At 48.6% G+C, this 12,558-nt stretch carries 12 protein-coding genes; 8 read left to right on the top strand and 4 right to left on the bottom strand.

Features of this window, described 5'->3' with window-relative positions; translation table 11 throughout:
• The first annotated feature begins 16 nt into the window (after positions 1-16).
• Entirely contained in the window at positions 17-949 is a 933-nt protein-coding gene (locus IR195_RS09865; RefSeq protein ID WP_206049652.1) for an electron transfer flavoprotein subunit alpha/FixB family protein, read from the top strand.
• A 141-nt stretch (positions 950-1,090) separates the two neighbouring features.
• A complete protein-coding gene (locus IR195_RS09870) occupies positions 1,091-2,158 on the top strand; it encodes an Ldh family oxidoreductase (RefSeq protein WP_206049653.1) in 1,068 nt (355 codons plus the stop codon).
• A 3-nt stretch (positions 2,159-2,161) separates the two neighbouring features.
• Here the strand turns inward: IR195_RS09870 and IR195_RS09875 are convergent, their stop codons facing one another.
• Positions 2,162-3,064 carry a LysR substrate-binding domain-containing protein gene (locus tag IR195_RS09875; RefSeq protein ID WP_206049654.1) on the bottom strand — a complete coding sequence of 301 codons (903 nt, stop codon included), beginning with the start codon at positions 3,062-3,064 and terminating at the stop codon, positions 2,162-2,164.
• A gap of 361 nt (positions 3,065-3,425) precedes the next feature.
• Here IR195_RS09875 and betT point away from each other — a divergent pair, with 361 nt between their 5' ends.
• Positions 3,426-5,450 (top strand): choline BCCT transporter BetT, encoded by a 2,025-nt coding sequence (betT, locus tag IR195_RS09880; protein ID WP_241006827.1) that lies wholly within the window; start codon positions 3,426-3,428, stop codon positions 5,448-5,450.
• A 352-nt stretch (positions 5,451-5,802) separates the two neighbouring features.
• Here betT and IR195_RS09885 read toward each other — a convergent pair whose 3' ends face one another.
• Positions 5,803-6,216, bottom strand: coding sequence for a DUF3617 domain-containing protein (locus tag IR195_RS09885; protein WP_206049655.1), 414 nt, complete (start codon positions 6,214-6,216; stop codon positions 5,803-5,805).
• A 438-nt stretch (positions 6,217-6,654) separates the two neighbouring features.
• Here IR195_RS09885 and IR195_RS09890 point away from each other — a divergent pair, with 438 nt between their 5' ends.
• Both IR195_RS09890 and IR195_RS09895 read left to right on the top strand, forming a co-directional pair.
• Positions 6,655-7,086 carry an HD domain-containing protein gene (locus IR195_RS09890; RefSeq protein WP_206049656.1) on the top strand — a complete coding sequence of 144 codons (432 nt, stop codon included), beginning with the start codon at positions 6,655-6,657 and terminating at the stop codon, positions 7,084-7,086.
• Between the two features lie 250 nt (positions 7,087-7,336).
• On the top strand, positions 7,337-7,927 hold the full coding sequence (locus IR195_RS09895) for a hypothetical protein (protein ID WP_206049657.1): 591 nt from the start codon (positions 7,337-7,339) through the stop codon (positions 7,925-7,927).
• A gap of 91 nt (positions 7,928-8,018) precedes the next feature.
• On the opposite strand, the gene IR195_RS09900 is transcribed toward IR195_RS09895, so the two are convergent.
• Positions 8,019-8,798 carry a transporter substrate-binding domain-containing protein gene (locus tag IR195_RS09900; RefSeq protein ID WP_146945198.1) on the bottom strand — a complete coding sequence of 260 codons (780 nt, stop codon included), beginning with the start codon at positions 8,796-8,798 and terminating at the stop codon, positions 8,019-8,021.
• Positions 8,799-8,985: 187 nt separating this feature from the next.
• On the bottom strand, positions 8,986-9,291 hold the full coding sequence (locus IR195_RS09905; protein WP_146945197.1) for a hypothetical protein: 306 nt from the start codon (positions 9,289-9,291) through the stop codon (positions 8,986-8,988).
• Between the two features lie 194 nt (positions 9,292-9,485).
• Here IR195_RS09905 and IR195_RS09910 point away from each other — a divergent pair, with 194 nt between their 5' ends.
• From IR195_RS09910 to IR195_RS09920, 3 genes are all read left to right on the top strand, one after another.
• Positions 9,486-10,832, top strand: coding sequence for a type II toxin-antitoxin system HipA family toxin (locus IR195_RS09910; protein ID WP_206049658.1), 1,347 nt, complete (start codon positions 9,486-9,488; stop codon positions 10,830-10,832).
• Positions 10,829-11,131, top strand: coding sequence for a helix-turn-helix domain-containing protein (locus tag IR195_RS09915; RefSeq protein ID WP_125747830.1), 303 nt, complete (start codon positions 10,829-10,831; stop codon positions 11,129-11,131). The genes IR195_RS09910 and IR195_RS09915 overlap by 4 nt, the downstream gene beginning before the upstream one ends.
• A gap of 171 nt (positions 11,132-11,302) precedes the next feature.
• Positions 11,303-12,472: an alpha-hydroxy acid oxidase gene (locus IR195_RS09920; protein WP_206049659.1), complete on the top strand. Its 1,170-nt coding sequence runs from the start codon at positions 11,303-11,305 to the stop codon at positions 12,470-12,472.
• The last annotated feature ends 86 nt before the right edge of the window (positions 12,473-12,558 follow it).

Genomic DNA, 12,558 nt, shown 5'->3' on the forward strand with positions numbered 1-12,558 from the left:
TTAAGGAGTGAATCCTATGAGCATTCTGGTACTCGCTGATCTCCATGAAGGTCAGCTAGCGGGCACCACTGCCCACGTCGTGGCCGCTGCCCAAGTTATTGGCGGTAACATTGACGTGCTGGTCGTGGGAGATAACGTTCAAGCCGCGGTCGACGCTGCCGCGCGACTTGAGGGCGTCAATAAGGTGCGTGTGGCGGACAATGCTGTCTACGCGTATCAGCTGGCTGAGCCTATGGGCGCGCTGCTGGTGGCGCTAGCCGATGACTACACCCACGTGCTGGCCAGTTCGTCTACCACGGGCAAGAATGTCCTTCCTCGCTTAGCGGCGCTGAAGGGCGTTAGTCAGCTCTCCGATGTGATTGCCGTCGACAGCGCCGATACGTTTAAGCGGCCTATTTACGCGGGCAACGCCATAGCAACGTTCAAGAGTGACGACGCACTGAAGGTGATCACTGTACGCACTAGCGCCTTTGATGCCATCAGCGAAGGGGGAGGCGCCGTGGTAGAAACAGTCGAGATTGTGGTAAGCAATACCCAGTCGCGTCTTGTCAACGAAGAATTAGCCAAGAGCCATCGCCCAGAGTTAGGAGGAGCACGCGTTGTGGTCTCCGGTGGCCGCGGTATGGGCAATAGCGAAAGCTTCAAACTGCTGGACGGCATTGCCGACACGCTGGGTGCGGCAGTGGGAGCGTCACGGGCAGCGGTCGATGCGGGCTTTGTGCCAAACGATATGCAGGTTGGTCAAACTGGTAAAATCGTAGCGCCCGATCTATATATTGCGGTGGGCATTTCGGGGGCCATTCAGCACTTAGCGGGTATGAAAGACTCCAAGGTGATTGTGGCGATCAATAAAGATGAAGAAGCCCCTATTTTCCAAGTCGCTGATTACGGCTTGGTGGGAGATCTTTTTGAGGTCATTCCAGAGCTAGAGCGTCAATTAAACGCCTAACCGCTTCTATGGCTTAGGGCATAGCCGTTTATGGCTGTGCCTTTTTTAAACGGTTTGACGACAGGTGAATTAACGTTTGGGCTTTCTTTTCTTATAGCCGAGCTATGCAGCTGCGCTACCACTAACAGCGAATTAATGACAATGACACAAACCATATTCTCCGTCCATGAAGCTGTAGCGCTAGCCGAAAACGCTTGTCTTGCAGCAGGTGCTAATCCCGCAATGGCCCGTTCATTAGCGCAAGCCACGGTATCGGCGGCGCGTTATGGCCGTGCCAGTGTTGGCTTTCCTCATCTGTTGGATTATCTCTCAAGCTTGCGTGATGGACGTATTAATACGCAGGCTACTCCCCGTCTTATGTTTCCCCTGCCCGCCATCATTCATGCCGATGCGCAGGGTGGAATTGCTCAGCTTGGCTTTGACCAAGCAATGCCAACGTTCGTTGAAAGAACCCAAACACTGGGTATCGCATTGTTTACGCAGTGTAATAGCTATACTACGGGTGAGCTTGGGTATTATGTGCGTTGTCTTGCGCTAGAAGGGCTGCTTGCTTTTGCAGTATCGAATAGCCCCGCCGTGATGGCTGGTGTGCCCGGTGGGAAAGTCGCGTTTGGCACTAACCCGATGGCGTTTGCCGCACCGCTAAGTGACGTTAATGCTCCGATTGTGATTGATCAAGCTGCTAGCGCTACTGCCTTTGTCAATATCGTTAAGGCTGCCGCAGAGGAGCAAAACATACCTCAAGGCTGGGCAATTGATGAAACAGGTGAGGCAACCACTAGCGCTCAGGAGGCTCTGCGAGGGGCTCTGTTGGCCTTTGGGGGAGCAAAAGGGGCCAATATTGCACTAATGGTTGAGTGCCTTGCCGCTGGTTTATCCAGTGGAGCTTGGTCGTTGGATATGCCGAGCTTCCAAACAGGAAGTAAAGCGCCCAATGCCGGGATGGTCGTGATAGCGATTTCACCTACTGCAGTTGATGAACATTTTTCGGCACGCTTAAGCCAGCAGCTTGAACGACTGGCAGCTAGAGGCGTGTACATACCTGGACGGCGCTCATTGCCATCTCTCCAACAGCCCAATTCAGAAGGGCTCGATCATGAAAAACAAAATCATAAACAATTGACTCATGACGAGCTAAGACTTAAACAAACATGCAGTATTGCAATAGACGACGATACCGTGAGAAAAATTAAAACGTTTACGTACTGAAAATTACAGTGCATGCGTTGAGTTAATACGTTTCGAGCGCTCTTTTATATGCACTTGGAGCTGATGTGCAAGTTGTCTGGTGGCTTCGCTTGGCCGACCGGGTGAACGATGCAAAGCAATTTCTGTGGCAGGTAGCTCGGGTAAACAAGCCGAAGGACCTAGAATCCGCATACCAGAATTGAGCATTGACGGTGTTATAGCCGTTATCGCTAGGCCAGCACGTACCGCCGCTGAGAGACCCGAAAGGCTTGCGCTGGTGTAAGCAATCCGCCATATAATGCCTGCAGTGTCTAACGCAGCGATAGCCCGTTCTCTGAAGATGCAAACACCATCGGTGGACACTGCTAGAGGCAAAGGGGTGCGCTGTTGAGTATCGTAACCAGGCGCGCTTGCCCAGACGGTCGGTTCGCGGCAAAGCACCTCACCTCCGGGGCTTTTGGGCTGACGCGTCGTAATGGCCAAATCAAGCCCGCCGGACTTTACTTTCTGTACAAGATCAACACTAAGACCGCAGTGCACTACCAGCTCAACGCTTGGGAATTTTGCTTCGAATTCTGAAAGAGCCTCCGGAAGATATACTAAATAATCGTCCGGAATACCTAGCCGCACAACGCCGTCCAGGCGTTGTTCATTAACATCCTGCCAAGCTAATGAATTTTGCCGTAGCATTTGCCGCGCATGAGACAGCAGCCTTTCTCCAGCGGGAGTAGGGCTTGGCCGTTGTTGCCCTTGTTGTAAAAGAGGTTGACCGAAGGTTTCCTCTAGGCGCTTGATATGAGCACTAACGGTCGACTGGGCAATGTGTAGGGTTTTGCCAGCAGCCGTAAAGCCGCCTTTATCAATAACATGGATAAAAGTATTTAGCACAACAAGGTCGAGGGGGCGAGCGCTACGAGAGATGGTCATTATAAAACGTGATCCAATTATCAAAAGTCATCGTTTCCATGATGGCTCACTTTTAAGCAAAATGTCGAGCAAGAATACTATTTTGATAGTTGTTTTATGGAGAAGAATGATGGCAAAGGGCCTTATCCTATCTAGGTGGCCTGTGTGTAGCGAGTGTTTCCCATCACACTATCTTAAACAAGGGCGTTGATTTTAACGTCTCAGTTTCTGAATTAATGGGCTGTTAGTTAACACCTTAACACCTTTTCTCTTAATGCATTGCCATGCAAGCAGTTTAGTAAAAACTAACGCTTTCATAATTGGCCATGAATTCATATGGCTTGTTTTTATTCAATACGATAATCAAGAGATTTAACACATCATGGAATCTTCTAAAAGGATGGCTCCCGCATTGATGGCGGGTATTAATAGACCGGTTTTCTTTCCGTCTGCTCTACTAATATGTATCTTTGTGATCTTCGCCATTTCAGCGCCAGAAACGGCAGGTATTATTTTCGGTTCAATGCAAAGCTGGATTATTGATACTTTTGGGTGGTTCTATCTTTTGGCCATGGGGATATATCTTTTACTGGCTTTAATTCTTGCGCTCAGCCGTTATGGAGATTTTAAACTTGGTCCTGACCATAGTGAGCCTGATTTTAGTTATAAATCTTGGTTTGCGATGCTGTTTTCAGCGGGCATGGGGATTGGATTAATTTTTTATGGGGTTGCAGAGCCGGTTTTTCATTTTGCAAATCCTCCCCAAGGAGATCTTAATACGATTGCTGCTGCACGTGATGCGATGCGTTTCACTTTCTTTCACTGGGGCGTTCATGTTTGGGGCGTGTATGCCATCGTAGCGCTTGCTCTGGCTTACTTTAGCTTCCGCCATGGTTTGCCTCTGCGCATTAGCTCGGCGTTATATCCTTTAATTGGTAAGCGCATTTATGGACCGATTGGCCATGCAGTTGATGTATTTGCTGTTTTTGGCACGATGTTTGGTATTGCCACATCCCTGGGGTTAGGTGTTTTGCAGATCAATTCTGGTCTAAATTATCTATTTGATATTCCTTCTAATACGCTGGTTCAACTCATTTTAATTGCTGCGGTTACCGGCATGGCCACGTTATCAGTTGTATTAGGTTTGGATGGAGGTATACGCCGTTTATCAGAGTGGAACCTGCGTCTCGCGGTCATACTACTGGTTTTCGTTTTAGTAGTAGGGCCGACGCTTTTTATCTTTAAATCACTGGGCCAAAATGTGGGGACATATTTATCATCCATTTTTGATATGACCTTTAATATTTATGCCTACTCGGATGATGAAAGTGCCGATAGTTTCTTAGGTTCTTGGACACTCTTTTATTGGGCATGGTTTATCGCGTGGTCACCCTTTGTTGGTATGTTTGTAGCGCGAGTTTCGCGGGGGCGCACCATTCGTGAGTTCGTAATAGGTGTACTGTTTGTGCCTGTTGGTATGACTTTCTTATGGCTAACGGTCTTCGGTGATACCGCGTTACACGGGATCATGAATGATACCATGCCTAATCTCGTCGAACAGGTGTTTGCAGATAGCTCGACTTCTCTCTTTCACTTTTTAGATGCACTACCGTTGTCTAGCATATCTTCAGTGATTGCGACGTTGCTTGTCATTACTTTTTTTGTCACGTCAGCAGACTCAGGCTCAATGGTTATTGCAACATTAACATCTAAAGATGGTGACGAGTCGCCCGTATGGCAGCGTATATTTTGGGCGCTTTCAGAAGGCTTAGTTGCTGCCGCTTTGATTCTGGCAGGAGGTGCTAATGTACTATCAGCTTTACAGGCTGCTTCGCTGGCATCTGCGCTGCCGTTTGCACCAATTTTGATTTTAGTTGGTTTTGGTCTTTTCAAATCATTGCGTATAGAAGCGCTCAAGCGTGATAGTTTGCGCCATAGCGCCTGTGCGCCTAATAACGGTAACCAAATCGGTATAAAAACCGGTGATCACTGGCAAGGACGCTTACAGCAAATTATCTCGTCTCCACGCCGTCAACAGGTTATCGACTTTATTAATAGATCCGTAGAACCTGCTATGAAAGATGTCGCGAATGAATTCGAAAAACAAGATCTTGAAGTGAAAGTAACGCAGGAAGAGGATCGGTGCTACATTCGAGTCAAACATGGTGAGGAAACGGACTTTATTTATGGTGTAAGAGCACGTTCGTACGTTGCACCTTCCTTTACCATGAGTAGCCTTCGCCAGCATACGCAGTCTAACGAACGTAATCACTACCGGGCGGAAGTTTACCTGCGCGAGGGTGGGCAACAGTACAGTATTACTGGACAGAGTAAAGCTCAGGTAATTAGCGATATTCTCGATCAGTACGAGAAACATCTCCACTTCTTGCAATTAGTACGTAACTAGATAATAAATAGCGAATTTTTATAGCTAGTATAATGCGAGAACTCCTTTGCCTAGCGTGAGGCTCGCAGCAATGACCTTACAGTTTTTAGCAAGCCATTCATTCTGAGTGGCTTGCTGTTTTTTCTATTGAACGAATAGGAAGGTCTATTGAAGGCTGAATGTCTATTGGTTAGAAGGCCTTTATCAAGCGCATCAAATGGCGTACTCGTCAGTCGAGATTTATAGCCATGCTGTGTGTTTGAGATGAAATAAGAGCCAATCTGTTTCAGGGCTGGGCTAGGCATCCCAAAAGGCCACCTCAGTGGGTGACCTTTAATAAGCACGAATTAAGCAGTTAAGCGAGGATGACAAGTTAGCAGCCTTCTCTAACCCAATGACCTTCTTGGATTATTGTAAATGGTTCTTGCGAAGTTGCCTCAGTGATGGTTTTAAAGTGTTCATCACTATATCTGGTCATTGTTACATCCATGCTTATATTGGGTGTGGATGTTGTGTTGACTGCTGTTACATTTAACGTGTTTTCACCATGTGAAAATACTAAGTTATGAAATCCTCCATCGGTCATGCTTTCTCGAAAAGTACCCTCAAGATCGTCAATCTCACTTTGAGTCATGCACTCTTCGTATGCGAGTTCTTGTGTTAACTCTGGAGGGAGGTTGCCTTGCATAACGCGCGTCATTTCCCAATGACCTGATTTAATATCAAGACTCCAAGCAGGTAGCGAAGTTGCAACAAGCAGTGTCGCAATCAGGCCTTTTTTTAGCATATTTTTCTCCTGTTATTTAGAAATGGTAAATATCAATGGTAACTTAATTAAGAAATAAATTGTTAGTGCGGTATGGTCAGGTAGCCAGTTGTGCTAGATGGTATCGCTATAGCCAGACTAGCTATTGACGCCCATGGCATTCAGAGCGCGCAGTTTGGTTTGATATTCAAGTTGCTGATTGTAATTGTTTCCGATTTTGGCGCAGGTACCGGTTGCTTGGTGTAGAAGCCCGCGGAGAGCAGGGGTGACAGGTCTCGTCCTTTACGCTAGTGTCACCTTAATAATTGTGTGAAAGTGTGGTGGGTAGGCGTCGTCTCGACACGACATCTCGGAAAAGAGCGACATGCAGGTTCAACAGTGTTATGCAGTCGTCACGATAATGTGTCTAACGCTGCCTATTGTAAAGGGAGTGATAATCACTGTTAGGTAAGAGTAAGTATGTCGACACTTGAAAAAGCAATAGAAATATCTGTGAAAGCACATTCAGGGCAGACGGATAAGTCTGGATCGCCGTATATTCTCCATCCGCTCAAAGTTATGATGAGAGTTGACGGCATTGAAGAAAAAATAGCAGCTGTTCTACATGATATCGTTGAAGATACAGATATAACGCTTTCTGTACTAAATGAGGAGGGTTTTTCAGATGCTATAGTCAATGCAGTTGATGCTCTAACAAAGCGGGTCGGTGAAACTCGGATGGATGCTGCAAAAAGGGCAGCCGAAAACCCAATAGCGCTTATAGTGAAACTGGCAGATAATGCAGAAAATATGGATTTAAGTCGTATCGAAAAACCTACGTCTAGAGATTACGAACGTCAAGAAGAATACAAGGCAGTTCGCAAGTATTTACTATCGCGGTCATATACCTAAAAGGAAGCTCTTGGCCGTTAGCTGCCTTTGCCGGCTCTTGCCCTCATCTAAATAACCCAATAATACCTATTCCCACATAACGTTCCCCCCGAAGCGCTCCCAAGCGCTTTTGGGGTGTGAGATGTGGGGTAATTTTTTGTGACAGGTTTCGCTTCCTAAGCTACTGTCATTTTAAGGATTGCGAGTGATTGCGATGGGCTGATATCGACCTCAAGTTCATGCTGAGTAGCGCTAAAAAAGGGAAGTAAGCATGTTTAAAAAAAGTAATTTATTCTCTATTTCGACCGCTGTGGCGCTTTCTTTACTACTGGCTTCCACTACGCTGGCTGAGGCTAGTGAGGCTAGTGAGGCTAGTGAGGCTAGTGAGGCTAGTGAGGCTAGTGAGGCTAGTGAGGCTAGTGAGGCTAGTGAGGCTAGTGAGGCTAGTGAAGCGAATGGGGTGTATAGCGATACGGCAACAGGGATGGTTGAGGTCGTTGTTCAAGCAATTTGCGATGGCGATATAGAAAGGCATCTGGGTATGCATCAACGGAAAATTGAGCCGGATCCCTATTATGAAGAGAAGTTTTCTCTTTTCAATGAAGCGTGTAACGATGCGGGGATTACCGAGATTGAAGTAACCTCGGATTTCGATGATGACGTCATGCAAGAGCAGAAGCGGCGGTATTTGATTGACGCGACTATTGTGATGGGAGACGGGGCGGTTTACACAACGTCGATTCGAGTGGCGTGGGGTTCAGTCCAGGGAGTAGAGGGTACCGAGCCGGTTGAGACCTGGCGACTAGCTGGGCTGAGTAGGGTACAAGTGCCCATTCTTAATGAAGTACGGTCACGTAATTAGATTGGGGTTGCCTTCTGCTTAATTCAGCGACCCCAGGGTTAAGGGTCGCGTGCTATCCCTGGGGTTACCGTTGGCGCGATAGTGACAGACCTTAGATCTTGATGTCGTAGTCGACGTATTTGTGCATTAGTTCGTCGTAGGTGCCGTCCTGCTTGATTTCGCGCAGTGCCTCATTGAACTGCTCCGCCAGGGCTTCATTACGAGGATGGAAGGCTGCTGCCACGCCATGCCCGAAATAGTGCTTGGGCTCGCGGATAAGTGGCGAGCTGGTAACAATCCCGCTGCCTTCAGCGTTAACTTCAAGCGATGACAGTGCCAGTGGGTAATACATAAAAGCTGCGTCTAAGCGGCCTGTTCTCATATCTACCGCGAGATCTTCGCCTGTTGCATAGCGGCGTACTTCAACGAGGTCGCCATAGGTGTCGGTGATGTACTCATCGCGGATGGTGCCACGCTGAACGCCTACCGATATGCCGTCAAGGGCGTCGCGATCTTCAATATCGATCTCGTTGCCTTCCTGGGTCACCCATACGCTAGGGTTGCTATAGTAGGGTTCTGAGAACAGCACTTGTTCGCTGCGTGCATCGGTGATTGCCATTGAGGACATGATGGCGTCGTACTTGCGTGCTAGTAGGCCGGGAATAATGCCGTCCCAGCCTTGCTCTACCCATTCGCACTCACGCTCGATGCGTCGGCATACTTCTTCACCCAGCTCCACCTCAAAGCCTGTTAGGGTGCCGTCGGGCAAACGGTACTCAAAAGGCTCAAAGGGAACATCAACAGCGAGGCGAAGTGGCTCATCGGAGTAGGCTGGAACGACAAATAGCAGTGAGGTAAGTGCCGTTGCTATTCCTATGTGGCTACGGGCCATAGTACTTTCCTTTTTCGTTTTTATATAAGGTGTTGATTAAGCAATTTTGCATGATTCGCGTAATAGGTAAAGTGCTTTATAAAGGCTTGTTTAACGCCTGTGTACCAATAGGTGTGCTCGGGATTCGTTATAAAAGCCTTTGAGGAGCCAGGACTTTTGTTGTTGCTAGATGCTTGGCTTTCGTGATTTAGCTGTTTGGCTTTATGATTTTTAGCGCAACGGCTACCACGGTGCATACTAGAGCCGGTACAACAATGTCTAGCGCTGAATCTAGCGTCCAGCCACGCCAAACCCCTTCAAATATGCCCACCGGTAATGCTTGCCCCCATTCCCAACCACGTTGAACGGCTAGCCTGTATTCATGTTGTGCAATCTCACGTCCAAGCAGCAGTGCTACCGCGATGGTGCCGGTGATTTTTGCATTTGCAAAGGGAAGTAGAGCCATCTGAATCAGCAATGCGACAAACGCATGCTCTAAATGGGTAGCATTCATATTAGGTTCCCATATGGCGCTCGTGTGGATAATTAAATGTGCAATATGATGCTCATTAATTCTTTGTTGCAGTAATTATGTGCGCTAAACTACTCATAAATGAGTGGTGAAGGAATTTTTTGAGCGCTTTACTGCACATTAATGGCTGGGTCATGAGTGGCTTCGATATTAGCAACTTTCGACATGGGTGATTCGTGAAGTTAACGATACAGGTTCATTTTGAACAAGCGTGGCATGACGCGGCTGAATTGTCGTTGCCCCATCCGGATCAGGGTACTCGCGGAGAGTCTCGGCTGCGCTATGCGACTGACTATGCCGTTGAGTGGCTATTTCAAGATGACTTGCACGCTTGCAGTATGCGGTTGCCTATCGAGTTAATGCTAACTCATGAATCGCCACACTGGTTCGGTTTCTTGGAAGACATCATGCCGGCTGGGGCTAGCCGACGTTTTTGGGTGGATTATCTAGGGCTTCACGACTTGCCGGTCGGGCAGCAGGATGCTGAATTACTGGCACGTGGCACTATCGCGCCGGTCGGCAACTTGAGAATCAAACAATCAGTGCCTGATCTCTCCGTAAAAAAAGCTTTAGAGGAGCGACGTTTTCCACTGCAAAGCGTTATAGAGCGTCAGGTGGACTTTTTAGAGTATGCCCAGCAGATGGGGGCGGCCAGTGGCGGTGCCACTGGGGCAGGTGGTGAAGCGCCAAAATTGCTGCTCAGGCTGACGAACGACGACCAGGTTTGGATTGACACCTGGCAGGATGAGAACCATCGACCTGACCTACCCATGCTGGTGAAATTTCCACGCGGTAGACGTTCAACGGATGATTGCGACATCTTGCGCGCTGAATATCACTACTATCAGGAGCTTGCATCGTTAGGGGTGGCCACGATAGATACCGAGCGGATGCGCTTGGTGGAAGGAGAGCGTTACCCGTCCCTGTGGTTACCCCGTTTCGACATGGAGTATCTCGATGGCACTTGGGTTCGCTATGGCCTTGAGTCGGTCTACTCCTTGGTAGACGCCGCGCCGGGCACCTTTCTGCATCATGGCGACACTATTCGCCGACTGATTAGCTTGCTGGAAGCTCAATACCGCGTGCAAGAGCAAGGCGCCTTTTTCGATGGCGAGCGCTTAGCGTTGGAGTGGATTAAGCGTGATTTGTTGAATATCGCTTTCGGCAATTCTGACAATCATGGCCGAAATACGGCGTTATTGAAGCGCCTCGAAGGCATTGAGCTTGCCCCTGTATATGACTTCGCGCCGATGAAGGCTGACCCCGAGGGGGTGACACGAACAACGCAATGGGGAACGCCCTTGGAAATTGGCGGGGAGTACGACTGGCAAGGAATTGCCGACAGCCTGGCAGACGTTATCGAGCCAGAGCGAGTGATGGAAGAGCTGCGTGCGCTTGCATTGAGACTAGAGGGCGTCGATGAACGCTTGGCTGTCCGTGGGGTGCCAGCCCGAATTCTTGATATGCCTGCAGTCGGCCTACGTACTATCAATACTCGACTCAAGCGTTGGGGGTTGTTATGAAGCGCTATGCGGATGATCGCGAGGAAGCCTTGGTGGCTCTGCTAAAACGTTTCTATGCCGGGGAAATCACCGATGGTGCGTTGTTGCGTGCATTACGCCGCGATGTGCTGGGGTTGAACCAAACACGTTATGCCGCTTTGGTGGGTATCAGTCGACGAACGTTATCGGATCTGGAAGGCGATAAGAACAATGTCACCCTAGAGGTTAAGAATCGTGTATTCCGTCCGCTAGGGTTAGAAGTGAGCTTGCTGCCGCGTAAGCGTGCCCTGTTGGAGCAAATTTTGGCGTTCACCGAGTAACTTGCTTCATTTTAATACGCTGCCATTTCCGCAAATCTCTGCCGGTCATGCTGAAATAGCTTGCTGAGTAAAGAGAGCGGAATAGGACGTTTACTTGTGCAGTATTGAAGAACAATATAAAGGCCGTCTGTTCTGGATGTTAATGGGAATAATATTCATTAAGGATAATTTATGCCGATCTATACCAACATTGAAGACCTTCGTCGCCATTACGCCCGCCGCACGCCAAAAATGTTTTATGACTACGCCGAATCAGGCAGTTGGACAGAGCAAACCTTCCGTGAAAATACCAGCGACTTCCAGCATATTCACTTGAAACAGCGTGTTGCGGTCGATATGTCAGGGCGTTCTACGCGAAGTTCTATGCTGGGCGAAGATGTGGCTATGCCAGTTGCGCTTGCACCCGTAGGGTTAACAGGAATGCAAGCGGCAGATGGCGAAATTAAAGCAGCACGGGCGGCTGAAAAATTTGGTGTGCCGTTTACGCTGTCGACCATGTCGATTTGCTCGATTGAGGACATTGCCGAACACACGACGCAGCCGTTCTGGTTCCAGGTATATACCTTAAAAGATGATGACTTTATGCGCCGCTTGTTTGAGCGTGCTAAGGCGGCTAACTGCTCGACTATTGTGGTCACTGTCGATTTGCAAGTACTGGGGCAGCGCCACAAAGATCTCAAAAACGGACTCTCTGCACCCCCTAAATTGACCGCAAAATCGATTGCTAACATGGCAACGAAAATCCCTTGGGGTTTGGAAATGCTGAAAACCAAACGTCGCTCATTTGGCAATATTGTGGGGCACGCCAAAGGGGTTACTGACCCTTCCTCCTTGTTAGCCTGGACGGCCGAGGCCTTTGATGTATCGCTGGACTGGAAGCGTATTGCGCAGTTTAAAGAGTGGTGGGGCGGTAAGCTGATTATTAAGGGCATTATGACCCCTGAAGATGCGCGCTGCGCCGTAGAGATAGGTGCCGATGCCATTATTGTTTCTAACCATGGTGGTCGTCAGCTTGATGGAGCAATGAGCTCGATCCGGATGCTGACAAGCATTATGGATGAAGTGGGAGGCGAGATAGAAGTCCATCTCGACTCTGGTATCCGTTCGGGTCAGGATGTGCTGAAAGCGTTGGCGTTGGGGGCTAAGGGAACCTACATTGGGCGTGCTTTTACCTATGGTTTAGGGGCTGCCGGTGAAGAGGGCGTCACCAGGGCGCTACAGATTATTCATAAAGAGCTGGATACCACGATGGCGCTATGTGGTGAAACAGACGTTAGCCGCTTAGGTCCGCATAATCTTTATGTGCCGAATGGTTTTGCTGACCCTACCGTCAAGCTGTAGGCCACACTCAGTGAGGCCTGTATCCAAAGCAATAAAAGAAGGGTGCCTAAATGGCACCCTTCTTTTTTGTTACAAGCAATTTGTGA

Source organism: Vreelandella venusta (assembly GCF_015689495.1).
Taxonomy (GTDB): Bacteria; Pseudomonadota; Gammaproteobacteria; order Pseudomonadales; family Halomonadaceae; genus Vreelandella; species Vreelandella venusta.

Coding starts and splice junctions, on each gene's coding strand:
- IR195_RS09865 (WP_206049652.1), top strand. CDS start 17: ATGAGCATTCTGGTACTCGCTGATCTCCATGAAGGTCAGCTAGCGGGC.
- IR195_RS09870 (WP_206049653.1), top strand. CDS start 1,091: ATGACACAAACCATATTCTCCGTCCATGAAGCTGTAGCGCTAGCCGAA.
- IR195_RS09875 (WP_206049654.1), bottom strand. CDS start 3,064: ATGACCATCTCTCGTAGCGCTCGCCCCCTCGACCTTGTTGTGCTAAAT.
- betT (WP_241006827.1), top strand. CDS start 3,426: ATGGAATCTTCTAAAAGGATGGCTCCCGCATTGATGGCGGGTATTAAT.
- IR195_RS09885 (WP_206049655.1), bottom strand. CDS start 6,216: ATGCTAAAAAAAGGCCTGATTGCGACACTGCTTGTTGCAACTTCGCTA.
- IR195_RS09890 (WP_206049656.1), top strand. CDS start 6,655: ATGTCGACACTTGAAAAAGCAATAGAAATATCTGTGAAAGCACATTCA.
- IR195_RS09895 (WP_206049657.1), top strand. CDS start 7,337: ATGTTTAAAAAAAGTAATTTATTCTCTATTTCGACCGCTGTGGCGCTT.
- IR195_RS09900 (WP_146945198.1), bottom strand. CDS start 8,798: ATGGCCCGTAGCCACATAGGAATAGCAACGGCACTTACCTCACTGCTA.
- IR195_RS09905 (WP_146945197.1), bottom strand. CDS start 9,291: ATGAATGCTACCCATTTAGAGCATGCGTTTGTCGCATTGCTGATTCAG.
- IR195_RS09915 (WP_125747830.1), top strand. CDS start 10,829: ATGAAGCGCTATGCGGATGATCGCGAGGAAGCCTTGGTGGCTCTGCTA.
- IR195_RS09920 (WP_206049659.1), top strand. CDS start 11,303: ATGCCGATCTATACCAACATTGAAGACCTTCGTCGCCATTACGCCCGC.